Below are 22345 nucleotides of genomic sequence, written 5' to 3'. Positions count from 1 at the left end.
TGGGCCGGGTAGGCAGCATAGAGAAGGCAATGGTGGTCTATTGAAAACCTGCCTACCCACACCATCTCGAAGGGGTGGAGCCATGAGGCACGCAATACAACATCTTTTCTTAGCGATCGTGGTCGTTGCGTTCGGCGCGTTCGCGTCCGGACCCGCGACGGCAACGCTGGCCGGGACACCGCACACCAATTCGGTCGAGTCCATCGGACCGTCGAACGGGACAATGGTCGGTGTCGCACATCCGGTGACCATTCGATTCGGCGAGGCAGTCGCTGATCGCGCCGCCGCGGAGCGTGCGGTCGACATCCGGGCGACGCAACCACTGAGCGGCACCTTCGCGTGGACCAGCGATCGGGAGGCGGTATGGACACCCACCGGGTTCCTGCCCGCCAACTCACGCATCACCGTCGGTGTAGGTAACACCCGCACCGAATTCAACACCAACGCAGGCGTTTTCGGTGATGGCAACATGTCGGATCACACATTCACGCTGACCGTCGGCGGCATCCCGCGGACGATGCCCGCCTCCTACGGTAAGCCGGGCTTCCGGACCCCATCGGGTACCTTCCCGGTACTGGAGAAGGCTCGCTCGGTCGTGTTCGATTCCCGCACCATCGGCATCCCGCTGAGCTCGCCCGAGGGCTATGTCATCAACGGTGAATGGGCCGAACGTCTCACTTGGGGTGGCGTTTTCATCCACTCCGCCCCGTGGTCGGTCGGTGACCAGGGCAACGCGAACGTCAGCCACGGCTGCATCAACCTTGCCCCGGAGAACGCCGAATGGGTGTACCACACCATCAGCGTCGGCGACCCGGTAACCCTGCACTGGTAAACACGCCTCGCACCCGCGACCCGGCGCACCGCCCGGCACGATATCGTCGGCGATGCGCCGGTCACGAGCGGGAGGGACACTGCCGATGCTCGATTACCCCACCCAGACCCCTTGCGATGCAGCGGAAGCCGAGTTTCATCGGCTCTGGGGACCATGGGCCCTGGTCACCCCGGCGGACGTCGCTTCGATACTGAGCGAGTTCACCGCGCCGTGGTGGGTAGCGGGCGGCTGGGCCCTCGACGCGTTCACCGATTCCCCACGCGCACATAGCGATATCGACGTCGCGATGTTCCGGGCCGATCTACCTGCCCTGCGTAAAGCCCTCGACGGTCACCTGCATATCTGGTCCGCGGGATCGGACGGTATTCGCCCGCTCGACGAGCGTTTCCCCGAAATGCCGGACAGCGCGGAGCAAGTGTGGCTCCGTCGGGACGCCATGTCGCCCTGGTTGCTCGACGTACTCCTGAACTCCGATCGAGACGGCGCATGGGTCAACAAACGCGACAACTCCTGGGTCGCCCCGCTCGACCAGGTCACCTGGGTCGACGCGGCGGGCATCCGCTACCTGAACCCCGAACTGGTCCTGCTCTTCAAGGCGAAGCTCGCGCGCGACAAGGATCGCAACGATCTCGTACGCACCTGGCCGAAGCTCGACGACGCACAGCGCGCCACGCTCAGGACCTACGTGGACCGCCATCACCCAGCACACGAATGGCTGCCGCTCATGACATGATCTGGTGACTGGGACATATAGTCTCACTCAACCGACCTCGCAGGAGTTGACAGATGACGACCGCACCACGCTCGGATATCGAATTCCAGTCGGACGGCGGCACGGTTCGGGGGTGGCTGTATCGGCCGGCGACCACCAGTGGCGCGGTTCCCGTGGTGGTCATGGCGCACGGGCTCGGTGCCGTCAAGGAGATGCGGCTCGATGCTTTCGCCGAGCAGTTCGTGGCCGCCGGATTCGCGGCGGTGGTGTTCGACTACCGGCATTTCGGCGCGAGTGACGGCGAACCCAGGCAGCTGTTGAGCATCCGCCGTCAGCTGGCCGATTGGTCGGCGGCGATCGATTACGCGGCCACCCTCGACGGTATCGATCCGGCTCGAATCGCTTTGTTCGGAACATCTTTCAGCGGCGGTCATGTGCTGCGTGTCGCGGCCGGAGACAAACGCGTCGCCGCCGTGGTCTCGCAGTGCCCGTTCACCGACGGGTTCGCCTCGGCGCCCACCGTCGGGTTGCGACCGCTGCTCGCCATCGCCGCGCGCGCAGGCCTGGACCTCGCCGCCGCGGTGCTGCGCAGGCCGCCGGTCACCGTGCCGCTCACCGGCGAGCCGGGCCGGACGGCGTTCATGAACGCACCGGACGCGGCCCCCGGCTACACCGGCCTGGTGCCGCCGAACTTCACCCACCCCAACGCCGCCGCAGCCCGGCTGGGATTGACCCTGCCCCTGTATCGCCCCGGGCGCAGCCTGCACAAGATCGAGGTCCCGGTGTTCCTGGGTGTCTGCCTGAGCGACACCGTCGCCCCCGCCCGCCGAACCCTGCGCTACGCGGCGGCCGCCGGACCCAACGTCGAAGTGCACGAGTACCCGGCAGGCCACTTCGACATCTACGTCTCCCCCGACTTCGACAAGGTGGTAGCCGACGAGACCGCCTTCTTGGTCGAACACCTACGCCCGCGCTGAGGGCGAACCCGCTGAGCCGTCGCGCGCTCCCCCGCCATCGCCGGACGCGGCCCGCTGAGCCGCCGCGCGCACCCCACCGTCGCCGGACGCCGCCCGCCAAGCCGCCGCGCACCCCACGATCGCTGCGTGCGGCCCGCTGAACCGTCACGCGCGAGACCTTGTCGCCAGCGTCGAGGCGCAACGGTCGACCGTCGTTGTCAGCACGAGCTGGCTGAGCCGCCGCGCTCGGCCAGCGCGCTAAGCCGCTGCGCTCAACGCGTCGTCACGGGAGAGCAGCGCGGCATAGCGACCTTCGAGCTCCATCAACTCCGCGTGCGAGCCACGTTCGACGACGCGCCCGTGGTCGAGCACGACGATCTGATCCGCGTCCCGGATGGTGGACAACCGGTGCGCGATGGTGATGGTGGTGCGGTTTACCGAGAGGGCGTCGATGGCCTGCTGCACCTCCTGCTCGGTGCGGGTATCGAGAGCACTGGTCGCCTCGTCCAGCACCAGGATCGGCGGGTTGCGCAGCACGGCGCGGGCGACGGCGAGTCGCTGCTTCTCACCGCCGGAGAACCGGTAGCCGCGCTCCCCGACCATGGTGTCGTAGCCGTCGGGCAGGCCCATGATGTGTTCGTGGATCTGCGCGGCGCGCGCCGCGTCGTGCAGTTCCTGTTCTGTCGCATCGGGTTTGGCGAAGCGCAGATTGTCGGCCACCGTCGCATGGAACAGGTAGGTCTCTTGGGACACCACACCGACGGCTGCGGCGAGATCGGCGAAGGACAAGTCCCGCACGTCTTTCCCGTCGATCGTGATCCGCCCCGAACTCACGTCGTAGAGCCGGGCCACGAGGTAGCCGAGAGTGGTCTTCCCGGAACCGGTTTCACCGACGATGGCCAGACTCGACCCCGCCGGAACCGTGATGTCGATGTCGCTCAGCACGGCTCGATCCTCGGCTGCATACGAGAAGCCGACGTGCTCGAACCGCACCGCCCCGCTGACCTTTCCGAGCGCGACAGGCCGGACAGGCTCGTCGATATCAGGCTGCAGATCCAGATACTCGAAGATCCTGCCGAACAACGCCAGCGAGCTCTGCACCTCGACCCCGGTGGACAACAACTGCACCATCGGCCGCAGCAAAGTCGTCTGCAAGGTGGTGAACGCGACCAGCGTGCCGATCGACACCAGCGGCTTCCCGGTGGTGACGGCAAGCCCCGCCGCCCAGTAGATCACCGCGGGCATCGCCGACATGACGATGGTGATGGTCGACTGCCGCCACCGTCCCGCCATGCTCGCGCGGATCTCCAGATCGACGAGCCCGCGCGATTCCCGCGCGAAACTGTCGACCAGTGCGGGCGAGCGCCCCATCGTGCGCCCGAGCAGAATGCCGCTCACCGACAGCGACTCCTCCACGATCGCCGACATGCCCGCCAGCTTTTCCTGCCGCTGACCGGTGATCTTGCGCCGTTCACTGCCGACCCGCCTGCTGATCCAGACGAAGAACGGCAGCATGGCCAGCGAAACCATGGTGAGCCGCCAGTCGAGCACGATCATCGCGATCACGGCCGCGACCACCGTGGTGAAGTTCGAGACCAGCGACGTCGCGGTGGACGTGACGGTCGACTGCATGCCGCCGATGTCGTTGGCGATGCGCGACTGCACCTCACCGGTGCGGGTTCTGGTGAAGAAGGACAACGGCATTCGCTGCAGCCGCGCGTACACCGCGGACCGCAGGTCGTGCATGACGTCCTGGCCGACGGTGGTCGAGAGGTAGGTCTGCAACACACCGAACACACTGGTCAGCGCGGCGACCGCGACCATGCCCGCGGCGAGCAGGGTGAGCAGTCCGGTGCGCCCGTGCGGCAGCGCGTCGTCGAGTACCGCGCGCAGCATGAACGGCGAGGCCAGCGCGACGACCGAGGACAGAAACACGAGGGCGGCCACGAGGGCCAGCCGGGCCCGGTAGGGCCGGAACAGCCGGACGATCCGGCGAAGCTGTGCTGGTGGCGGCAAAAGGCGCCTCCTTCCGTAGAAACTACGTGATGAAACTGAGCATGGCTCATAATTGTTCCCGAAACAATGAGTTATGCTCAGAATCATGGAGTCCGCCGACACCGACCTGCCCGAACTGTTCCTGCGCGCGGCCAAACGGATCCGCCGCAACCAGGTGGGCAAGCTCGCCCCGCTCGGCCTCACCCCCGCTCAGGCCCGCGCCCTGCGCATCATCGGCCACCAGCACGAACCGCTACGCATGACCGACCTGGCCGACCGTCTCGGCATCGTGCCACGCTCGGCCACCACCCTCGTCGACGCCCTGGCCGCCGCCGACCTGGTCACCCGCGCCCCTGACCCGGCCAACCGCCGCGCCACCCTGCTCACCCTGACCCCCACCGGCCAAGCCACCCTCACCCGCATGGCCGCCGCCCGCCGCGAAGCCGCCGAAGAACTCTTCGCCACCCTCACCCCCACCCAGCGCGAAACCCTACGAACCCTCCTGGCCACCCTCGATACCCCCACCCCCTAGCTCAATCCAGACCGCACCCCAACCCACCGGCGTTTTGTCACCACCATGTCCGCTCGACGGTTGCCGGACCCTGTGTGGGGCTTGGCGACCGGATACCACCGGGGCGTACACCTGGGGCAGCAAACGGGCAGTATTCTGCCCGGAGCGACGGCGAAGTCGGCTGGACATACGCGTCTACACGTTGCTGCATTTCGGGAACGGTGCGGATAACCTGGCGTTATGACCTGACGAAGGTGGGGCGATGGATCGACCGGAGATGGGCTCGCAGCCCGGATACGACTATGGGCGGGGGCCGCAAATGATGAAACCTGGTGTGCCGGAACAACGGTACGCGCCGGACGACAGATACCAGGGCGCCTATTCCGACTGGGTGGACCGGCAGCCCGCGCCGGAACCGGAGCCGGATTACGAACCCGACTATTTCGAAGACGAGTTCAGTGGGCTGATCGATCGGTCCAAGCGAAACCGTTCGCCGCGTCGCTGGGCGGTGCCGCTGCTCGCCGTGCTCGGTGTCGCCGCCGTGGCCGCCGCTGCGTTCGTGTTCTTCGCCGGCGGCGACGCGGAGCCGCCGACGGCCGCGACCAACCCGCCCCGGATCGGCGAACCCGCCGCCTCCTCCGCCACCCAGTGCACGGCCGAGCGGGTCGGCAACCGGATCAAGGGCAACGACCCTGGCAATTTCGACTCCGGTCCCGGCGCGATCTTCGCTTTCCAGCACGCGTACTACGTCGCGCGTTCCGGCGAGGAGGCCCGCGCGGCGACCACCCCGGACGCGGCGGTCGAGCCCGCGGCGGCGATCCAGCGGGGCATCGACAGCGTGCCCGCGGGCACCACATACTGTGTCGCGATCACCCCTGGCGCGTTCGCGGGCCAGTACATGGTGGTGGTGACCGAGAACCGGCCGGGACGCCCGCCGGTCACCTACAACCCGCAGTTGGTCACCACCACCACCGAGGGCGGGCGCACCCTCATCAGCGCCATCAGCCCCGGCCAATAGGCCTGGCGCTCAGCGGATTTCGTACTTGGCGACGACTTCCTCGTCCAGTTCGATACCGAGCCCTGGGCGCGCGGGCACCTGCACCTGGTTCGACCCGTACCGCAGCCGCGTCTCGGGTGTGAGCAGCAGTTCGAAGTTGTAGATGCCCTTCTCCAGCGCGAAGTACTCGACGACCAGCGTGTTGGCGACCGCGCCGCACAGGTGGACGTGCAGGTTGTGATGCCAGTGCGGCGCCATCGGCAAGCCGAAGGCATCGGCGGCGTGCGCGACCCGCAGCCACTCGGTGACACCACCGACTACTCCGGCGTCGGTCTGCAGGATCGACGCGGCGCCCGCCTCGATGAGCTGCCGGAATTCCCAACGGGTCTGGTGTATCTCGCCGGTGGCGACCGGTGTGCGGATCTGCCGGGCGAGTTCGCCGTGCCCGGCGACGGCGTCCGGCCCGAGCGGCTCCTCGAACCACCACAGCTCCCGCTCCCCCGCCGCCCGCTCGAAAGCCTGGATGGCCGTGTGTGCTTCGTGCACCGAGCGGTAGGCATTGTTGGCGTCGAGTGCGAGCCGGCCGGTGTCGCCGATCGCCTCGATCGCGGCCGCGACCCGGCGGGCGTCCTCGGCCACGCTCAGTCCGCCGACCTTGATCTTGTGATCGGTAAACCCTTGGCCCGCATTGAACTCGATCTCCTTGCGGACGGCGTCGGTCCATTCGCCGTCGTCGGGACGGTAGTAACCGCCGGAGGCGTAGGCGGGCAGCGGGGTCGTCGCGCCGCCGAGCAGGCTGGCCAGGGGTAGCCCGGCGCGTTTCGCGCGCAGGTCCCACAGCGCGATATCGATGGCCGACAGTGCCCGGATCACCGCGCCGCGACGGCCGGCGAGCAGCGCCTCCTGGTACGCGCGGCCCCACAGTCCGTGCACGTCATTGTGGTCGGCACCGAGGTAGACCGGCGCGAGCAGGTCGTCGACCGCGCATTTGGTCAGCGTGCCGCCGCTCGTTCCGGCGTAGGTGTAGCCGAGTCCGGTCGCGCCGGTGTCATCGGCGATCTCCACCAGAACATAGTGCCGATCAGTCAAGTCGCGATTGGACATTCGGGTCGGCTTGTCGACCGGAACACCGACGACGCGGGCCGAGATTCGAGTGATGGTCATCGACTGCTCCTCGCGGATGGGGCGGTGCGTACCGCCTGGATATTGGCGAATTCCGTAGCGCCGTAGGTGCTCAGCTCCCGGCCGTGCCCGCTGGCCTTGACCCCGCCGACGGGCAGGCGCGGGTCGGATTCGGAGATCCGGTTCACGAATACCGAGCCCGCCGCGACCCTGGCCGCCAGTTGTTCGACCCGGCCGAGGTCACGACCCCAGATCGAGCAGCTGAGGCCGTAGGCCGAGGCCTCGGCGGCGGCCAGCGCCGAGGCCGCCGAGTCGACCGAGAGCACCGCACCGAGCGGGCCGAACGTTTCCTCCTGAAAGGCAACGGAATACGTGCCGGGCACCCTGACGATGGTCGGCGTGAACCAGGCGCCCGGACCGGCGTCGCCCGCACCGCCGACCAATACCTCGGCTCCGGCGGCCACCGTCGCGGTCAGCTGCCTGCGCAACTCGTCACGCAGGTCGATACGGGCCATCGGACCGATATCGGTGCCCGGCAGCGTCGGATCGCCGACCACCAGCTTGCCGAGCTCGGCCACCATCGCCTCGGTGAACTCCGGGAAGACGCTCTGCTCCACGATGATTCGCTTCGCGGCGATGCAGCTCTGGCCGGCATTGAGGAACCGGGAGCGCACCGCTGCCGCCGCCGCGTCGGCCACCTCGGCGTCGGACAGCACGATGAACGGATCGGATCCGCCGAGCTCCAGCACGACCTTCTTGACCGCTTGCCCGGCCCTGGCGCCGACGATCGCGCCGACCCGATTACTGCCGGTGAACGCCACCGCCGCGATGCGCGGGTCATCGATGAGCGCACCGATCCGCTCCGGCGGTAACACCACACTGGTCAGCACGCCCGTGTCGAACACCTCGTCGAACAGGCGCTGCACGGCCAGCGCGCAACCGGTGACGTTGTCGGCGTGCTTGAGCAGCACCGTGTTGCCGATCGCGATGGCGGGCAGCATGGACCGAAACACCTGCCAGAACGGATAGTTCCACGGCATGATCGCCAAAAGCACGCCGAGCGGCCGAATTCGGATCTGCCCGCTGTCGGGGAACACGTCGACCGCCGCTGGCGCAACGAGTTCGGCGACGCGATCGGCGTAGTAGTCACAGGTGAACGCGCACTTCTCGATCTCGGCGATGGCCTGGCCGATCGGTTTACCCATCTCGGTGGTGATCAGCAGCGCGAAAGTGTGCGAGTCGGCCCGCAGTCGGGCGGCCAGCAGGCGCAACCGATCGGCCCGGTCCGCGATCGGTTCGCCGGCCGCCCGGCGTGCGGTAGCGACGGCCCGATCGAGCAGCGCGGACAACTGCTGGTCGGACGTGAAAGCGTAGGCCTCGAGCGGGCTTCCGTCGGCGGGATTGACCGTGGTGATCATCGCAGCGTCTCCTCGGCCGAGCGCGACGCCAGCCAGTCCTGGAAGCGCCGCCCGAGAATCACCGGGTTCCGCAGCAGCTTCGGCACCTCGGCGGCATTGCCGACCGCGATGCGCACATGCAGAAACACCGGTCCGTCCAGACTCAACACCTCGGCCAGTCGCGCCGCCAGCTCGTCCGGATCGGCGGCGCGCCGCACTGTCCAACCCGCGGCAGCGGCCAACTCGCCCACATCGATGCGTGAGCCGTAGGTCGGCAAATTCGCCGTCGCGCCGTACACCCCGTTGTCCAGCAACACCATCGCCAGCTTCGACGGCCGCAGAAAGCCCCCGGTGGCAAGCACATTCGGGTTCATCAGCAGCGACCCGTCACCCTCGATCGTCACCACCTTCGGCACCTCCGTGTCCGCGATCCCCAGCGCGATGCCGGTCGCGACGGACCCCGCCAGCCCCATCGCGTCGAGCAGATACAGGTGATTCGGTCGATCCGCGACCGCCGCCAGCTCTCTGCTCGAGGCGGCACAGGTCACCACCACCGGCAGGTCGCCGGTCTGTGCCGCGATAATCCGCAGTGCGTCGATACGTTGCACGATCAGGCCGCCTTGCCGTCGGTCGCCCAGAAGTGCGCGAGCACCACCACCGGCCGAAAAGTCATGCGCGCGTGCACCCCTGCCTCGGTGACCACCGCTGCCCAGTCCGCGGGCCCGCTGCGCCGGTCGAGGTCGAAGAACGGAATCCCGAACTGTTCGAGCACGCGGGGCACGTGCTGGCTGAAGGTGTGGATCATCGAGTTGTACTCACCGAGCCCGCCGCGGGTGTTCGCCACGATCAGCAGCGGCAGATGGTAGGCCACGTTGAACGTGGTCAGCGCCGTCAGCGCGTTGCCGAAACCGTTGTCCTGCATGACGATCGCACCGAGCTTGCCGGTGAGCGGCAGCGCGCCGATCAGCCCGGCGGCTTCCTCTTCCCTGGAGAGCGGGAACACCCGCTCGGAGATGCCCTCAGCGCCCCCGCTGGTGTCGACCAGCGCCGTGATGACGGGTGCCACGCTCACCGATGGCACATAACCGACCAGATCGACCTCCGCCGCCCAGATGCCTCTGGCGACGGCTGCCGCATACAAGTTGGAGTTCACCGAATGTCCCTTCGCCGGACCGGCTGCTCGAACGCAGCCCCTTTGGTGCCTGCAACATACTACTCATGATGAGTAGCATGCAACACTCGAAGATAAGTTGGCCCGGTCAGGTTCGGGACAGGACTGTCAGTAGATGACCTGGTCACCCTCGGGGACGGACACCGAGACCCACCGCCGCCATTCCGCGACGAGGCCGCGGTTGTCGTCGCTGCTGTGCGCGACGAGCAGATCACCGGATCGCACCAGGTGTTTGCGCATCGCCCGCTCGGCACCGACACCGTCGCGCTTGCGCAGCGCATCGATGATGTCCCAGTGGTCTTTCAGCGCGGTGTCGACCGTCTGATACCGCGGCACGCTGTGCCTGCCGTCCAGGGCCAGCGTCTGCCGCAGCTCGTTGACCACCTTGGCCAGCCTGCGATTACCGCTGGCCTCCAGGATCAGCTCGTGCAGCCGCTCATCGGCGGCGAAGTATTCGGTGCCGCCGTCGGCCGTGCGTTCCATGATCCGGTACTCGGCCAGCATGGCTTCGTCGTCGCGGCTGGTCATCACGGCGGCGGCACTGCGGCAGGCGGGCGGCTCCAGCAGCACCCGCAGGCTGCACAGGTCGACGATGCCGCGCCCGTCCTGCCCGAGCACCCTGGCACCGCGATTGCGTTCGATCTTGACCAGGCCCAGATCGGCCAGCTTCAACAGCGCTTCGCGCACCGGCGTCCGCGAGGCGCCGAACCGCTCGCCCAGCTCACGGGACGAATACAGGATGCCGCGCTCGAGCCGCCCCTGCCGGATCGCGTCCCTGATCTCGGCAGCGATCTGCTCGGACTTGCTGTCTACCGCATCCTGCGACAAGGCACCTCTTCACGACCGAGAGCAACGGGAAATCGCCCGTGGCACACCGTCCGCGGGCGATTCCCCAGCATAGTCGCTCAGACAGGCTCCACCGACGAGGCGCGACGCGCCCTGGACCGCGCGGCGATCGCACCGATCACGAGCAACGCGCCGACGTTGGCCATGATCATCACGGCGATGGCGAAACCGGTGCGCCCGCCGGAGAAATCCTTGATCCAGCCGAACGCGTACGGGCTGACGAACCCGGCCGCGTTGCCGAGCGAGTTGATCAGCGCGATACCGCTGGCCGCGCCCGCGCCCGCGAGATAGGCCGTCGGCACCGACCAGAACAGGGGTTTGGCGGTCTGCGCCGCCATCGTGGCCACCGTGATCGCGGCGAACGCCAGCAGCGGCGACCCGAGCGCGAGCGCCGTGACGGTGAACGCGACCACCGAGATACCCAGCGCGACCAGCACCGGCCGCGACGACCCCTCGGCCCGGACCAGCCGGCCGGTGACGTACATCCCGATGGCGGCCAACAGGAACGGCACCGCCGACAACCAGCCGATCTGGGTGCTGCTCAACCCGTCACCGACCTCCTTGACCACCGTCGGCATCCAATAGGCCAGCGGATACGCACCGCACAGCACCAGGAAGTAGGCCAGGCACAGCGCGAGCACCCGCTTGTTCCGCAGCGCCGCCAGATGACCGGCCGGCGCCGTGCGCGCGCGTTCGGCGTTCTCGACCGCCAGCGTCTCGACCAACCAGGCCCGCTCGGCTTCGCTGAGCCACTTTGCCTCCCTTGGCGTTTCGGTGAGGGCGAGGAAGAAGACACCGCCGAGCAGCACCGCGGGCAGGCCGCCGACGATGAATACCCATCGCCAGCCGTCCAAGCCGAGTGCGCCGTCGAAGGTGTCGAGTATCCAGCCGTTGAGCGGGCTGCCCAGCACGCTGGCCACCGGGATGGCCACCATCACCGTCGAGATCACCTTGGCGCGTTGGGCATTGGGGTACCACCGCGTGAGATACACGAGGATGCCGGGGAAGAAGCCCGCCTCCGCGACACCGAGCAGGAAGCGCAGCACGTAGACCATCTCGACGTTCGTCGCGAACGCGGTCAGCGTGGCGATGATGCCCCAGGTCACCAGGATTCGGCTGAGCCAGATCCGGGCGCCGACCTTGTTCATCACGATGTTGCTCGGCACCTCCGCGAGCACGTAGCCGACGAAGAAGATGCCCGCCGCGAACCCGTACTGGGTCGCGGTCATGCCGAACGTCTCCTCCATGCCGAACTTGGCGAAGCTGACGTTGATCCGGTCGATGTAGCTGACGATGTAGCCGATCATCAGCAACGGAACGATCCGGCGGGTGATCTTCCGGATTGTGTTCGCCTGCAACGCGTCCCCCTCGACCCGGGGAATCGAACGATCCATCTCTTTCCTCCACAGCACAGAGCCAGCTGTGATGGCATGCCACCTTCATGAGTAACATGTCTCACTTAATGAGTGGCATGCTACTCATGCTGTGACGCGGCGCACAAGACCTTCTCCAACAGGTCGAGAAAATGACAACGGCCGATCCAGGATGTTCCCGGACCGGCCGTAAGTCTGCGGTGCGGCGGTAAGTCTGCGACGCCGCGACCTCTCAGCTGCTCGCGTTCTCCGCGGCGACGACGACGTGCCGCATGAGCAGCGCGGTGGTGACGGGCCCGATGCCGCCGGGCACGGGGCTGAGGGCGGCGGCCTTGCCGCGCACCGACTCCGCGTCGACGTCGCCGACGATGCCGCCGTCGGCGGCCTCATTGGTGCCGACATCGATGACGACCGCACCCTCGCGCACATGCTTGCCGGTGACCAGGCCGATGCGACCCGCCGCGGCGACCACGATGTCGGCGGCCGAGGTGACCGTGGGCAGGTCGGTGGTCCGCGAGTGGCAGACGGTGACGGTGGCGTTTTCGGCGAGCAGCAGCTGGGCGAGCGGCTTGCCGACGATGTTCGAGCGGCCGACGACGGCGACATGCCGACCTTCGAGCGGGATTTCGTGCCGCTTCAGCAACTCGACCACCGCCTCGGCGGTGGCGGGCACGAAGCCGTCCAGCCCGGCGGCGAGCAGGCCGAGCGAGAGCGGACTCACGCCGTCGACGTCCTTGGTCGCGACGATCGCGGAGCTCACGTCGTCGAGGGAGATGCCTGCGGGCAGCGGCGTCTGGAGCATGATCGCATCGGTCGCGCTGTCCGCGCTGCGCGCCGCGAGCTCGGCACGGATCGTGTCCGCGCTCGCATCGGCGCCGAGATCCACTGTGTCGCACGCGATTCCGAGACGCTCCGCGGCCTTGCGCAGCGAGTTGACGTACCAGACGCTCGCCGGGTCGTCGGTCGCCACGATCAGGGCCAGGCGCGGCGCGGCACCCGCCTCGGTGCGTGCGGCGGCGCGCTGCTTGGTGTCGGCGTTGATGGCGGCGGCGAGTTCCTTGCCGGTCAGCGAAACGGTATCCACGCTGTCATACCTTATCCGGGGCCACGCGGCCCGCCGCGACTGCGCCCGGCAAGCCCGCCCGGTTTGTCCCGATGCCAGAAATAAGCCGCAGAATCCGCCCGGCTAATACGCGACTTCCAGATCACCCCGCCGTATCGTGATCCTGCTTGCCCATGGCTAACTGCCAGCACGTGCCCTACCCGTTTCTTGCCGATCGTCCAGCTCGCCGATCAACAGCATTTTCGCGGAAAGGTGTCGACTGTAGTGAAGATCTCGAGGCACTCGAAACAGCTAGCCGCGACGGTGTTCGCGGCCATCACCATCGCCGGTCTGGCCGGCGTCCCGGCCCAGGCGGACGTGACCGACGACCTCTACAACTCCGCCCAGCGCAACTTCACCGACGGCAACGACGTCGCCGGACGCGCCGACCTACGCGCCCTGATCGGCGCCGACCCCGGCGACGCCGACGCGCTGTCCCTGCAGGCCATCTGGTCACATTACGCGGGTGACCTGCCCGCACTCGCCGACGCGATGGCGCGGCTCAACGTCGTCGACCCAGGCAAGGCGGCGGGCACCAACCACGTGCTCAACGCCATCGGCGCGGCCGTCGGCACGTTGCCGAATCCGTTGCCCGCGTTGGTCGGACCGCAGACCGGCATCGTCGTGCTCGGCTACGGCCTGCTGCCCGACGGCGCGCTGCGCCCCGAACTGGTGAACCGGCTGACCGCGGCCTGGCTGCAATCGATCGCCTCGCCCCTGTCCCCCATCGTGGTGACCGGCGGCAACCCGCAGAACGGCATCACCGAGGCGGACGCGATGGCAGGCTGGCTGATCGGCCACGGCGTGCCGCCGAACCGGATCCACGTTGAGGGTCGCGCGGGTTCGACCGTGCAGAACGCCCTGTTCAGCACGAAGCTGCTGCGCGACGTGGGCGCGACGAGCGCGGTGGTGGTCACCTCGCCCAACCACATCCGGCGCGCCGTCGCCGACTTCATCGTGGCGGGCACCACCGTGGTCGGCGCGACCACCTCGCTGGAGCAGCTGGTCTCTCAGTTGCCGCCACCGGCCAGGCAGGCGCAGCGGGGCATCTATCTCGACGCCACCCGCACCTTCGAATTGGCCACTTCGCGCTGAGCACGCCCGCGCCCGGGGTCCGCACGACGGTGCGGACCCCGGCGGGCGAGCGAGATCACGGAGAAATTCGCTGGCTACGCCGGGTCCGGGCACGGCAGGATGGCCGAGTGATGGCAGCAGAGAGTACGGAAGTGGTCGAGTCCTTACGCGCGGCGGGCTGCGTTTTCGCCGAGGACGAGGCCCGCCTGCTCACCGCCGCCGCCATGGAGACCGGCGCGGACCTCGACGACCTGGTCGCGCAACGGGTCTCCGGCACACCGCTGGAGTATCTGCTCGGCTGGGCCGAGTTCCACGGGCTGCGGGTCGCGGTCGCCCCGGGTGTTTTCGTGCCGCGGCAGCGCACCGCGTTCCTGGTGGAGGAGGCCGCGCGCTTGACCCGAGCCAGGCACCGGCATTCGGTCGTGGTCGATCTGTGTTGTGGCTCAGGCGCTTTGGGGCTGGCGCTGGCCACCATGCTGGCCGCCGAACACACCGCCGTGACGCTGGCCGCCGCCGACATCGACCCGGTCGCCGTCGACTGCGCCCGCCGCAACCTCACCCCGCTCGGCGCGCCGGTCTATCAGGGCGACCTCTTCGAACCACTCCCCGAGGAACTGCTCGGCTGCATCGATATCCTGCTCGCCAACACCCCGTACGTCCCGTCGGAGATGATCGCGCACATGCCGCCGGAAGCCCGCGATCACGAACCGCGCACCGCCCTCGACGGCGGGCCCGACGGCCTGGATATTTTCCGCCGCGTCGCCGAAGGCGCCCGGTCCTGGCTCGCCCCGGGCGGTCATCTGCTGGTCGAGTCCAGCGAGGAGCAGGCTCCCGCGGCGATCGCGGTGCTGGACGAGCACGGGCTGGCCGGCCGGATCGCCGAATCCGACGAGCACTACGCCACCGTCGTCATCGGAACCCGGCCGACCAACGGGGCGTAGCTTCCGGGTTCCGGTGCGGATACGGACGCTGCGACAGCTGCCGCGGCATCGACGATGCCGTACCCGTACACAGGGGTGTAGACCCCACGCGGCGGACCGGGAACGAACGGCGTACGCGCGGTGCGGAGGATAGCGTTATAGATATCCGGCACGCTCCGCCCTTGCGCGGCCAGCAGCGCTGCGACACCCGCGACGTGCGGGCTTGCCATCGACGTACCGGCGACCGCGTCATAGTCGCCCTGACCGCAGGTACCTGTTCCGGTCCCGCGCGGGACCGAAGACCACACGTTGTCATCGCAATTGATCAGTCCCGCACCGCCGGGAGCCGAGACGATCTTCAGATCCGGTTTGAGACCGAAGTGTGAGTACCAGCCTTTGAGCTCCTGGCGATCGGTGCCGACCACACAGATCACGTCACGGGTGAACGCGGGATCCAGGCACAGCGGAAGAGCGGTGTTGCCCGAGGCGGCTACGACCGCGACACCCTTGCTCACCGCGTAGGCGATCGCCTCGGACAGCCGCTTCTCGATCCCGACCACGGCGAGCAGCTGGTCGTTGGGCAGCCGCTCGAGCTCAGGTTGACGACGTCTGCGACATGATCGACCGCCCATCGCACGCCCTCGCCGATGTCCTCGTATGTGCCGATGTTCTCGACCACCTTCACCGGCATGATCTGCGCGTCGGGTGAGACCCCGGCGATACCGAGGCCGTTGCCGGTCGCCGCGGCGGCGATCCCCGCGACGGGGGTGCCGTGCACGTCGATGGTCGAGCCGACGCCGTCCGGCCCTTCCAGTCGCCGTTGCCACACGGCCGCTGCCCTTCGGGGCAGCCGGTGAAGGTGGCACCGGGGACGAGCTAGCTGTGCAGATCCGGGTGGTTCAGGTCGACGCCGGAGTCGACGATCGCGATCATGACCCCCGCGCTCGTCGACCACGCCTGCGTGGCCTTGATCTGGGTGAGACCCCACTGCTTGCCGAACAGGGGGTCATTGGTCGCGGCATTCGCGGGGGTTGCCAACGCGACCCCCGTCGCGGCAACCGTGCTTACTGTCAGGCAGAGCGTCATCGAGGTCCAGCTGCGCTTGGTCCGCATAGTCTGCTGCAAGAATCGATGCCCGATCTTCGGGGCCGGGCGTTGTGCTGATTTCATCCCGGCCCGAGGACATCGCGTTACTGGACAGTTGCTGACGGCGGCCGATTACTTCTTTCGACCGGTGAACTCGTCCATCGAGTGGTAGACGCCGACGGAGTTCAGGAACAGGTCGCGCAACTTGATCGGCAGGATGCCCGACAGGGCCTTGTTGAGCCTGGAGGTCCACGGCAGGATCACCAGCGGGTTGCCGTTCTTCATCTCGCGCCAGGAGGTGTCGACCACGGCGTCTTGCTCGAGGATCGGGGTGAACAGGAAACCCTTTGCGCCGTCGAACATTCCGGTGTTGATGTAGGTCGGGCAGACCGTGGTGACCTTCACGTGGTGGTGGCCCGCCTGCTCCAGTTCGATTCGCACCGAGTCGGACCAGCCGAGCGCCGCCCACTTGGAGGCCGCGTAGACACTCATCCTCGGGTTCGAGACCAGTCCGGCGGAGGAGGCGATGGTCAGCACCCTGGCCTCGGTCGCACCGGCCACCATGGCGGGCAGGAATTCGAGGGTGACGTACATCGGGGCGTGCGCGTTGATCGCCATCGTCTTCTCGATGTCGGCGCGGTTCTCGGTTTCCCAGAAGTAGTTGTTGCCCCGGACGATTCCCGCGTTGTTCACCAGGATGTCGATGGTGCCGACCTCGGCGCGCACCGACTCCGCAGCCTCGGTGACGGCCGCGGGCTCGGACACGTCGACCACGAAGTGGTGGATGGTGCCGCCGAGACCGGTGAGCTCGGCGGCGGTCTCCTTCAGCGCGACCTCGTTGATGTCCCACAGCACCACCGCGGCCGCGCCTTCGCGCACCGCGCGTTCGGCGAACAGCTTGCCGAGGCCCATCGCGGCGCCCGTGACGAGAACCTTCTTGCCCGCAACCGTGTCGAGTTTCATCCGTCCCTGTCCCTGTCGATGTCGCTGAAAGTTACTTCTGGCGCAGTGTTTTCATCAGACCGAAGTAAAAGGTCATGGTCTTGGCCCACAGTTGTTCGGACATGCCGGGCAGCGGCGCGATCGGCAGCATCCGCTGCACCGCGATGGTCTGGGTGTCGATGTATTTGAGCAGGCCCTCGGCGCCGTGCCTACGCCCGGTGCCGGAGATGCCGAGGCCGCCGGACGGCGCGTCGGCGCTGCCCCAGGCCGCGATGAAGCCCTCGTTGACGTTCACCGATCCGGCGTTGATCCGGGCCGCGACCTCGCGACCACGGGCGATGTCCCTGGTCCAGACGCTGGCGTTGAGGCCGTAGGCGGTGTCGTTGGCCTGCTCGACCGCTTCGTCGTCGCTGCCGACCCGGTAGATCGAGACGACCGGGCCGAAGGTCTCCTCGCGGTAGACCGTCATACCGGGCCGCACGCCGCTCAGCACCGTCGGCTCGTAGAAGTACGGACCGAGGTCGGGTCGGGCCCGGCCGCCGGCCAGCACCGTGGCGCCCTTGGCCACCGCGTCCTCGACATGCGAACGGACCGTGGCCAATTGGCGCGGGAAGGTGAGCGAACCCATGTCGCTGTCGTAGTTCAGGCCGCCGCCGAGCTCGATTCCCTCGACGTGCTCGACGAATTCGGCCACGAACTGGTCGTACACCTTGTCGTGCACATAGATTCGCTCCATCGACTCGCACAGCTGCCCGGCCGAGGCGAAGCAGGCGCGGATCGCGATCTTGGCGGCCCTGGACACGTCGGCGTCGGCCAGCACCACCAACGGGTTCTTGCCGCCGAGTTCGAGGGAGTAGCCGATGAGCCGCTCCCCCGCCTGCTGCGCGATGGTGCGGCCGGTCGCGCTGGAGCCGGTGTAGTCGACGTAGTCCGCGCGCCCGATCACCTCGTGCCCGATCACCGAGCCGCGCCCGAGCACCGCCTGCCACAGCCCGCGCGGCAGGCCGGCCCGCTCGGCGGCGTCGATCGCCCACAGCGCGGTAAGCGCGGTCTGGTTGTCCGGTCGCGCGACCACCGCGTTGCCCGCGACCAGGGCGGGCAGCGCGTCGGAGGCGGCCAGCGCGAGGGGGTAGTTCCACGGCGAGATCACCGCGACCACGCCCTTGGGCCGGTGCCGCACGTCGACCTGGGTGAGCACCGGAAGCACGCCGCGCGGCTTGCGGGTGGCCAGCAGTTTCGCGGCGACCTGCGCGTAGTACCTGGCGTTGACGGCGACATCGCCGACCTCGTCGAAGGCGTGCGCGCGCGACTTACCGGTCTCGGTCTGCACGATGTCGAGGATGACGTCCTGCTCGGCGAGCACGATGTCGTGGAAGCGGCGCAGCACCGCGGCCCGCTCCCGGATCGGGCGGCGCGCCCACTCCTGCTGCACCGCGCGGGCCGTCGCGAACGCCCGGTCGATATCGGCGACCGAGGACTGCGGCAGGTCGGCGATCTTGCGCCCGGTGGCGGGGGCGAACACCTCCACCGAGGGCGCACCGCCCGCCGTCGCACCGTCGAGCAGGGGCTGGACCAGCGACAATGGCAACGCGTCTGCCGCGGCGAGCTGGGGGGCGGTCGTCATTGTCGGCCCTCTCGATAGGACGGTCGGACGAGCCGTGCGCGCATCCGCCTTTAACTGAACACTAGTGTTAGATTAATAGGCGTGCCACACCTCGTGTCAAGCTCTTCGTCATGGAACACAGACACGGCAGGCTGCTCGCTGTGAAGCAGCACCATGTCTGTGCGGTGCCGCGATGACCGAGGCGACCACGCGGCGCGGCAGGCCGCCGCAGACGCGCGAGCAGGCCGAGGAGGTCCGCGCCAGGATCGTGCTGGCCACCGCCGAGGTGTTCACCCGCAACGGCTCGCGCGGACTGAGCGTCGCGCAGATCATCGAGCAGGCCGGGCTGGCCAGGCCGACGTTCTACCGCTACTTCGGCAACGCCACCGAGCCGCTGCACGCACTGCTCGACACCTCGAACGACGGTCTGGTCGAGGGCATCCGGACGGCGCTGACCGGCACCGACGAACCCGTCGAGCTCGGCATCCGGTTGATCGACGCCTACCTCGATTGGGCGGGTGGCCACGGTGCGATGCTGCGGCCGCTGTTCGCCGAGCTGCACGATCCGGCCTCGCCGGTGTCGGCGTATCGGGAACGGGCACTCGACGATATCCGCAGACTGGTCCGCGAGACGTTCACCGAACTCGGCCGCCCCGTACCCAGTCCGCTCGATCTCGATGCGGCACTGCATGTCTGCGAATACGTGGTCTACCGCATCTCCGCGGGCGCCGAGCCGGGTGCCGAGCCCGACGCGGAAACCGTTGCCGCGGCACGGCTCACGATGATCCGCGTGCTGCTGACCACGCTCGGCACCCGTGTCGATCTCGAATACGCGTTGCAGCTGCCGGGCATCTTCCCGGCAGCGCCCTGACGATCGCCGACGGCGTACGGCGCCGGTCGGCTCTGGCGGGTCAGCGGGTAGCTGACCCGCGAACTCGGCGAGCGACGTTGATCGCCGAGTTCACAGGTCCAGGTCGAGTTCGCTACCGCGCGCACGTGATACGCAGGTCAGCATGGTGCGGTCGCGTTCACCCTCGGACAGGAACCGGTCACGGTGGTCGACCTCCCCCGCCAGCACTCCGACGCGACAGGTGCCACAGAACCCTTGCTGGCACGAGTAGGCGACGCCGGGCAGCCGACGTCGGATCGCGGCGAGCGCGGACTCGTCAGCCGCGACGTCCACCTCGGTGCCGCTGCGGCGCAGCCGGATACGGAAGGGCGCGCCGTCGCGCACCGGCACCGGCGAGAACCGCTCGGTGTGCAGCGAGGCCGTCGGATCGTGCAGTGACAACACCTGGCGCGCCGCCTCGGCCAACGGCGGTGGGCCGCAGACGTATACCGCGGCGCCGGTGGGTGTCTGCTCGAAGATCATCCGCGGGTCCGGCATGCCGAACTCGTCGTCCGGGCGGACCACCACGTCGCCACCGGTCAGCAGCGCCAGCTCGCACAGGAACGGCATCCGCGCGCGTGAGCGGCCCAAATACATGAGCCGCCAGCGTGTTCCGGCCCGCTCGGCCGCCGCGACCATCGGCAGGATCGGCGTGATGCCGATGCCGCCGGCGACGAACAGATACCGCGGCGCCTCGATGAACGGGAAGGCGTTGCGCGGCCCACGCACCGTCAGCCGGTCGCCGACCCGCAGTTGCTCGTGGATCTCGCGCGATCCGCCGCCGCCATCGGCGATGTAGCGCACGGCGATCCGATACTGCCTGCGATCCGCCGGATCGCTGGTCAGCGAGTACTGGCGCTGGCGCCCCGACGGCAGGAACACGTCCAGGTGTGCGCCGGGCGTCCACGCGGGCAGCAAGCCGCCATCCGGATCGGTCAGGAGCACGGTGACGACCTCGTCGGCCGCCTGCTCGATCCGTTCGATGACGACGGTGAAGTCGTAGCCGGTGTGGCGCACCGGCTGTGACCGCGAAAGCAGCTGCGCCGCATCCCCTTCCGCGAAAACCCGCTTGTAGGCGTCGGCCACCGTCGCGATCATCCGCAGCCCCGGCCCCGGCCGATACCCCTCCTCCACGGCCGTCATGCGACGGCCGCCCGAGCCGCGGGCGACTGGGCGAGGTAGCGCAGCGCGTTGTCCATCGGCCCGAGCTGCGACGGATGGAAACCCGGCCGTAGATAGCGGGGGATCTCGGTGAAGAACGTGGTGAAACTGGGCACGACGCCGCGCACCGAGGCACTGGCCAGCTGTAGCGGCCAGAATCGCCCCTTGTTCGGCGAGGGGTCCTTGTGGAACAGGTAGCCGCCCGAAATGACGAACAGCGCAAGCAATCCCGTGCTCGCGATCACGGCTTGCCTGGCCTTACGGCCGTAGCCACCGTCGACGTACATGTACGCGTCGTAGACCACGCTGCGGTGCTCGACCTCTTCCGCGCCGTGCCAGCGGATGAGGTCCAGCATCGCCGGATGCATCCCCTTCGCCACGAAGGTGTCGTTGGTCAGCAGCCATTCGCCGATGACGGCGGTGTAGTGCTCCATCCCGGCGAACAAGGCCAGCCGCTCGCACAGCCACGCATGCTTGGCGCGACCGGACAGCCCGTGGTCGCCGAGCACCCGATCCACCAGCCACGCAACACGTTCCACCATCGGACGCACGTCGAGGCCGAGCCGCTCGAGCTGCTTGCGGGCCAGCTCGTGCGAGCTCGCGTGCATGGCCTCCTGCCCGATGAACCCGCGCACTTCCTCGCGCAGCCGCTCGTCATCGATCAGCGGCAGCGCCTCGGCCAGCGCCTGTGCCATGGCCCGCTCACCCTCGGGTAACACCAGGTGCATCACGTTGATGATGTGGGTCGCCATCACCTCGCCGGGGATGTAGTGCATCGGCACCGTGTCGAAGTCGAAGGTCACCTCGCGTGCGTTGATCGCGTGCGCCTGATCGGCATAGACGGTGGAGCCCATCTCGCATCCTCATCTCTGATCGGCGAAGCCCGGCAGCCCGGGACCCGCGGCCCGGCATGCTGGCAATCTATTGCTGACATCAGCCGCTGTCAACATCGTCCGATGTCTACAAGGCGGTGTGAGAGGATGGCGCCATGGTCGCCGAAGACGACGGGTCGATCCCGGGCATGCGCCGCTGGCGCGGACGCTCACCCGCCGATCGGGTCGCCGGCCGCCGTGAGCAGCTCATCGAGGCGTGCACCGAACTGATGGGCACCGTCGGCGCCGCCGAGACCTCGATGCGCGGGGTATGCAGGCAGGCCGGGCTGACCGAGCGCTATTTCTACGAGAGCTTCCCGAACCTGGACGCGCTGCTCACCACCGTGCTCGACACCGTCGTGCTCGGTGCCCGCGACCGACTACTCGACGCGCTACCCACCGCGCCGATCGAGCGCGACGCCATGTTCCGCCATCTGGTCGGCGTCTTCACCGACTATCTCGTGGAAGATCGCAGGCGCGGCCGGATCATGTTCGTCGAATCGCAGGCCACGCCGGTGCTGATGCCGCGGGCGAACGAACTCATCGGCTTATTCACGGCGCCGATCGCCCTGACGATCGGCGCCGGTGACTACTCCCGGTCCGCACCGGACGAGTACGACAACGCACTCAACGCGAGCGCCATCTTCGGCGCGCTCGCCTACCTCTACCGGCCCTGGCTGGACGGCGAGATCCCGGTCTCCCGTGCCCGATTCGACGAGCACGCCGCGACCGTGCTCGAACAGATCGCGCGAGCGCGGTCTTCGGTGATCACCGAGGCCTAGCG

The 22345-nt window shown here is 68.2% G+C and carries 24 protein-coding genes; 9 read left to right on the top strand and 15 right to left on the bottom strand.

The window, feature by feature from the left end; all coding sequences use genetic code 11:
• The first annotated feature begins 82 nt into the window (after window positions 1-82).
• The 3 genes from ACIHA7_RS21850 (at window position 83) to ACIHA7_RS21840 (ending at window position 2521) form a co-directional block, all read left to right on the top strand.
• The gene (locus tag ACIHA7_RS21850) at window positions 83-832 is read left to right on the top strand and encodes a L,D-transpeptidase family protein (protein WP_397292489.1); all 750 of its coding nucleotides are present in this window, start codon (window positions 83-85) and stop codon (window positions 830-832) included.
• Window positions 833-917: 85 nt separating this feature from the next.
• Window positions 918-1565, top strand: a complete 648-nt coding sequence (locus tag ACIHA7_RS21845) for a nucleotidyltransferase domain-containing protein (RefSeq protein ID WP_397292486.1) — start codon at window positions 918-920, stop codon at window positions 1563-1565.
• Between the two features lie 53 nt (window positions 1566-1618).
• On the top strand, window positions 1619-2521 hold the full coding sequence (locus tag ACIHA7_RS21840; RefSeq protein ID WP_397292484.1) for an alpha/beta hydrolase: 903 nt from the start codon (window positions 1619-1621) through the stop codon (window positions 2519-2521).
• A 237-nt stretch (window positions 2522-2758) separates the two neighbouring features.
• Here the strand turns inward: ACIHA7_RS21840 and ACIHA7_RS21835 are convergent, their stop codons facing one another.
• On the bottom strand, window positions 2759-4516 hold the full coding sequence (locus ACIHA7_RS21835; protein ID WP_397292480.1) for an ABC transporter ATP-binding protein: 1758 nt from the start codon (window positions 4514-4516) through the stop codon (window positions 2759-2761).
• 85 nt (window positions 4517-4601) lie between these two features.
• Here ACIHA7_RS21835 and ACIHA7_RS21830 point away from each other — a divergent pair, with 85 nt between their 5' ends.
• Window positions 4602-5027 (top strand): MarR family winged helix-turn-helix transcriptional regulator, encoded by a 426-nt coding sequence (locus tag ACIHA7_RS21830; protein WP_397292477.1) that lies wholly within the window; start codon window positions 4602-4604, stop codon window positions 5025-5027.
• Window positions 5028-5268: 241 nt separating this feature from the next.
• On the top strand, window positions 5269-6024 hold the full coding sequence (locus ACIHA7_RS21825) for a hypothetical protein (protein WP_397292475.1): 756 nt from the start codon (window positions 5269-5271) through the stop codon (window positions 6022-6024).
• 9 nt (window positions 6025-6033) lie between these two features.
• Here ACIHA7_RS21825 and ACIHA7_RS21820 read toward each other — a convergent pair whose 3' ends face one another.
• The 7 genes from ACIHA7_RS21820 to ACIHA7_RS21790 all read right to left on the bottom strand — a co-directional run bounded on the left by ACIHA7_RS21820 (window position 6034) and on the right by ACIHA7_RS21790 (window position 12996).
• Window positions 6034-7167 (bottom strand): mandelate racemase/muconate lactonizing enzyme family protein, encoded by a 1134-nt coding sequence (locus tag ACIHA7_RS21820; protein ID WP_397292472.1) that lies wholly within the window; start codon window positions 7165-7167, stop codon window positions 6034-6036.
• Window positions 7164-8543 (bottom strand): aldehyde dehydrogenase family protein, encoded by a 1380-nt coding sequence (locus ACIHA7_RS21815; RefSeq protein WP_397292468.1) that lies wholly within the window; start codon window positions 8541-8543, stop codon window positions 7164-7166. Before ACIHA7_RS21815 ends, ACIHA7_RS21820 begins: the two co-directional genes overlap by 4 nt.
• Window positions 8540-9130, bottom strand: a complete 591-nt coding sequence (locus ACIHA7_RS21810) for a thiamine pyrophosphate-dependent enzyme (protein WP_397292465.1) — start codon at window positions 9128-9130, stop codon at window positions 8540-8542. The genes ACIHA7_RS21815 and ACIHA7_RS21810 overlap by 4 nt, the downstream gene beginning before the upstream one ends.
• A 2-nt stretch (window positions 9131-9132) precedes the next feature.
• Window positions 9133-9675, bottom strand: a complete 543-nt coding sequence (locus ACIHA7_RS21805; protein WP_397292461.1) for a thiamine pyrophosphate-binding protein — start codon at window positions 9673-9675, stop codon at window positions 9133-9135.
• A 126-nt stretch (window positions 9676-9801) separates the two neighbouring features.
• Complete coding sequence (locus ACIHA7_RS21800; protein ID WP_397292457.1) at window positions 9802-10521, bottom strand: GntR family transcriptional regulator; 720 nt, start codon at window positions 10519-10521, stop codon at window positions 9802-9804.
• Window positions 10522-10598: 77 nt separating this feature from the next.
• Window positions 10599-11933 carry an MFS transporter gene (locus ACIHA7_RS21795; protein WP_397292453.1) on the bottom strand — a complete coding sequence of 445 codons (1335 nt, stop codon included), beginning with the start codon at window positions 11931-11933 and terminating at the stop codon, window positions 10599-10601.
• Between the two features lie 211 nt (window positions 11934-12144).
• Entirely contained in the window at window positions 12145-12996 is an 852-nt protein-coding gene (locus ACIHA7_RS21790) for a bifunctional 5,10-methylenetetrahydrofolate dehydrogenase/5,10-methenyltetrahydrofolate cyclohydrolase (protein ID WP_397292450.1), read from the bottom strand.
• A 243-nt stretch (window positions 12997-13239) separates the two neighbouring features.
• On the opposite strand from ACIHA7_RS21790, the gene ACIHA7_RS21785 reads away from it, so the two are divergent.
• Together ACIHA7_RS21785 and ACIHA7_RS21780 are read left to right on the top strand one after the other, a co-directional pair.
• A complete protein-coding gene (locus tag ACIHA7_RS21785) occupies window positions 13240-14109 on the top strand; it encodes a YdcF family protein (RefSeq protein WP_397292446.1) in 870 nt (289 codons plus the stop codon).
• A gap of 110 nt (window positions 14110-14219) precedes the next feature.
• Window positions 14220-15029, top strand: a complete 810-nt coding sequence (locus ACIHA7_RS21780) for a putative protein N(5)-glutamine methyltransferase (RefSeq protein ID WP_397292443.1) — start codon at window positions 14220-14222, stop codon at window positions 15027-15029.
• On the opposite strand, the gene ACIHA7_RS21775 is transcribed toward ACIHA7_RS21780, so the two are convergent.
• From ACIHA7_RS21775 to ACIHA7_RS21755, 5 genes are all read right to left on the bottom strand, one after another.
• A complete protein-coding gene (locus ACIHA7_RS21775) occupies window positions 14984-15568 on the bottom strand; it encodes a S8 family serine peptidase (RefSeq protein WP_397292439.1) in 585 nt (194 codons plus the stop codon). The two genes, ACIHA7_RS21780 and ACIHA7_RS21775, sit on opposite strands and share 46 nt — an antisense overlap.
• Window positions 15520-15837, bottom strand: coding sequence for a S8 family serine peptidase (locus tag ACIHA7_RS21770; protein WP_397292436.1), 318 nt, complete (start codon window positions 15835-15837; stop codon window positions 15520-15522). Before ACIHA7_RS21770 ends, ACIHA7_RS21775 begins: the two co-directional genes overlap by 49 nt.
• A 47-nt stretch (window positions 15838-15884) precedes the next feature.
• Window positions 15885-16121, bottom strand: a complete 237-nt coding sequence (locus tag ACIHA7_RS21765) for a hypothetical protein (protein WP_397292434.1) — start codon at window positions 16119-16121, stop codon at window positions 15885-15887.
• 105 nt (window positions 16122-16226) lie between these two features.
• Complete coding sequence (locus tag ACIHA7_RS21760; protein ID WP_397292430.1) at window positions 16227-17057, bottom strand: SDR family NAD(P)-dependent oxidoreductase; 831 nt, start codon at window positions 17055-17057, stop codon at window positions 16227-16229.
• Window positions 17058-17088: 31 nt separating this feature from the next.
• Window positions 17089-18660 carry a succinic semialdehyde dehydrogenase gene (locus tag ACIHA7_RS21755; RefSeq protein WP_397292428.1) on the bottom strand — a complete coding sequence of 524 codons (1572 nt, stop codon included), beginning with the start codon at window positions 18658-18660 and terminating at the stop codon, window positions 17089-17091.
• A 172-nt stretch (window positions 18661-18832) separates the two neighbouring features.
• On the opposite strand from ACIHA7_RS21755, the gene ACIHA7_RS21750 reads away from it, so the two are divergent.
• Window positions 18833-19510: a TetR/AcrR family transcriptional regulator gene (locus ACIHA7_RS21750; RefSeq protein WP_397292424.1), complete on the top strand. Its 678-nt coding sequence runs from the start codon at window positions 18833-18835 to the stop codon at window positions 19508-19510.
• Window positions 19511-19600: 90 nt separating this feature from the next.
• Here the strand turns inward: ACIHA7_RS21750 and ACIHA7_RS21745 are convergent, their stop codons facing one another.
• Window positions 19601-20671 (bottom strand): PDR/VanB family oxidoreductase, encoded by a 1071-nt coding sequence (locus tag ACIHA7_RS21745; RefSeq protein ID WP_397292421.1) that lies wholly within the window; start codon window positions 20669-20671, stop codon window positions 19601-19603.
• Window positions 20668-21543: a metal-dependent hydrolase gene (locus tag ACIHA7_RS21740; RefSeq protein ID WP_397292416.1), complete on the bottom strand. Its 876-nt coding sequence runs from the start codon at window positions 21541-21543 to the stop codon at window positions 20668-20670. Before ACIHA7_RS21740 ends, ACIHA7_RS21745 begins: the two co-directional genes overlap by 4 nt.
• Window positions 21544-21677: 134 nt before the next feature.
• Between ACIHA7_RS21740 and ACIHA7_RS21735 the strand changes: the two genes are divergently transcribed.
• Window positions 21678-22343 carry a TetR/AcrR family transcriptional regulator gene (locus ACIHA7_RS21735; protein ID WP_397292411.1) on the top strand — a complete coding sequence of 222 codons (666 nt, stop codon included), beginning with the start codon at window positions 21678-21680 and terminating at the stop codon, window positions 22341-22343.
• Window positions 22344-22345: the final 2 nt, after the last annotated feature.

The sequence above is a fragment of the Nocardia sp. NPDC052316 genome (assembly GCF_044547795.1).
Taxonomy (GTDB): domain Bacteria; phylum Actinomycetota; class Actinomycetes; order Mycobacteriales; family Mycobacteriaceae; genus Nocardia.
This window is presented reverse-complemented; position numbering and strand designations above follow the sequence as displayed.

Bases quoted from the DNA above. Each gene is read 5' to 3' on its own strand.
- ACIHA7_RS21765 (WP_397292434.1), bottom strand. From the start codon at position 16,121: ATGCGGACCAAGCGCAGCTGGACCTCGATGACGCTCTGCCTGACAGTA.
- ACIHA7_RS21740 (WP_397292416.1), bottom strand. From the start codon at position 21,543: ATGGGCTCCACCGTCTATGCCGATCAGGCGCACGCGATCAACGCACGC.
- ACIHA7_RS21845 (WP_397292486.1), top strand. From the start codon at position 918: ATGCTCGATTACCCCACCCAGACCCCTTGCGATGCAGCGGAAGCCGAG.
- ACIHA7_RS21795 (WP_397292453.1), bottom strand. From the start codon at position 11,933: ATGGATCGTTCGATTCCCCGGGTCGAGGGGGACGCGTTGCAGGCGAAC.
- ACIHA7_RS21830 (WP_397292477.1), top strand. From the start codon at position 4,602: ATGGAGTCCGCCGACACCGACCTGCCCGAACTGTTCCTGCGCGCGGCC.
- ACIHA7_RS21850 (WP_397292489.1), top strand. From the start codon at position 83: ATGAGGCACGCAATACAACATCTTTTCTTAGCGATCGTGGTCGTTGCG.
- ACIHA7_RS21735 (WP_397292411.1), top strand. From the start codon at position 21,678: ATGGTCGCCGAAGACGACGGGTCGATCCCGGGCATGCGCCGCTGGCGC.
- ACIHA7_RS21820 (WP_397292472.1), bottom strand. From the start codon at position 7,167: ATGACCATCACTCGAATCTCGGCCCGCGTCGTCGGTGTTCCGGTCGAC.
- ACIHA7_RS21750 (WP_397292424.1), top strand. From the start codon at position 18,833: ATGACCGAGGCGACCACGCGGCGCGGCAGGCCGCCGCAGACGCGCGAG.
- ACIHA7_RS21755 (WP_397292428.1), bottom strand. From the start codon at position 18,660: ATGACGACCGCCCCCCAGCTCGCCGCGGCAGACGCGTTGCCATTGTCG.
- ACIHA7_RS21780 (WP_397292443.1), top strand. From the start codon at position 14,220: ATGGCAGCAGAGAGTACGGAAGTGGTCGAGTCCTTACGCGCGGCGGGC.
- ACIHA7_RS21825 (WP_397292475.1), top strand. From the start codon at position 5,269: ATGGATCGACCGGAGATGGGCTCGCAGCCCGGATACGACTATGGGCGG.
- ACIHA7_RS21745 (WP_397292421.1), bottom strand. From the start codon at position 20,671: ATGACGGCCGTGGAGGAGGGGTATCGGCCGGGGCCGGGGCTGCGGATG.
- ACIHA7_RS21840 (WP_397292484.1), top strand. From the start codon at position 1,619: ATGACGACCGCACCACGCTCGGATATCGAATTCCAGTCGGACGGCGGC.
- ACIHA7_RS21760 (WP_397292430.1), bottom strand. From the start codon at position 17,057: ATGAAACTCGACACGGTTGCGGGCAAGAAGGTTCTCGTCACGGGCGCC.
- ACIHA7_RS21815 (WP_397292468.1), bottom strand. From the start codon at position 8,543: ATGATCACCACGGTCAATCCCGCCGACGGAAGCCCGCTCGAGGCCTAC.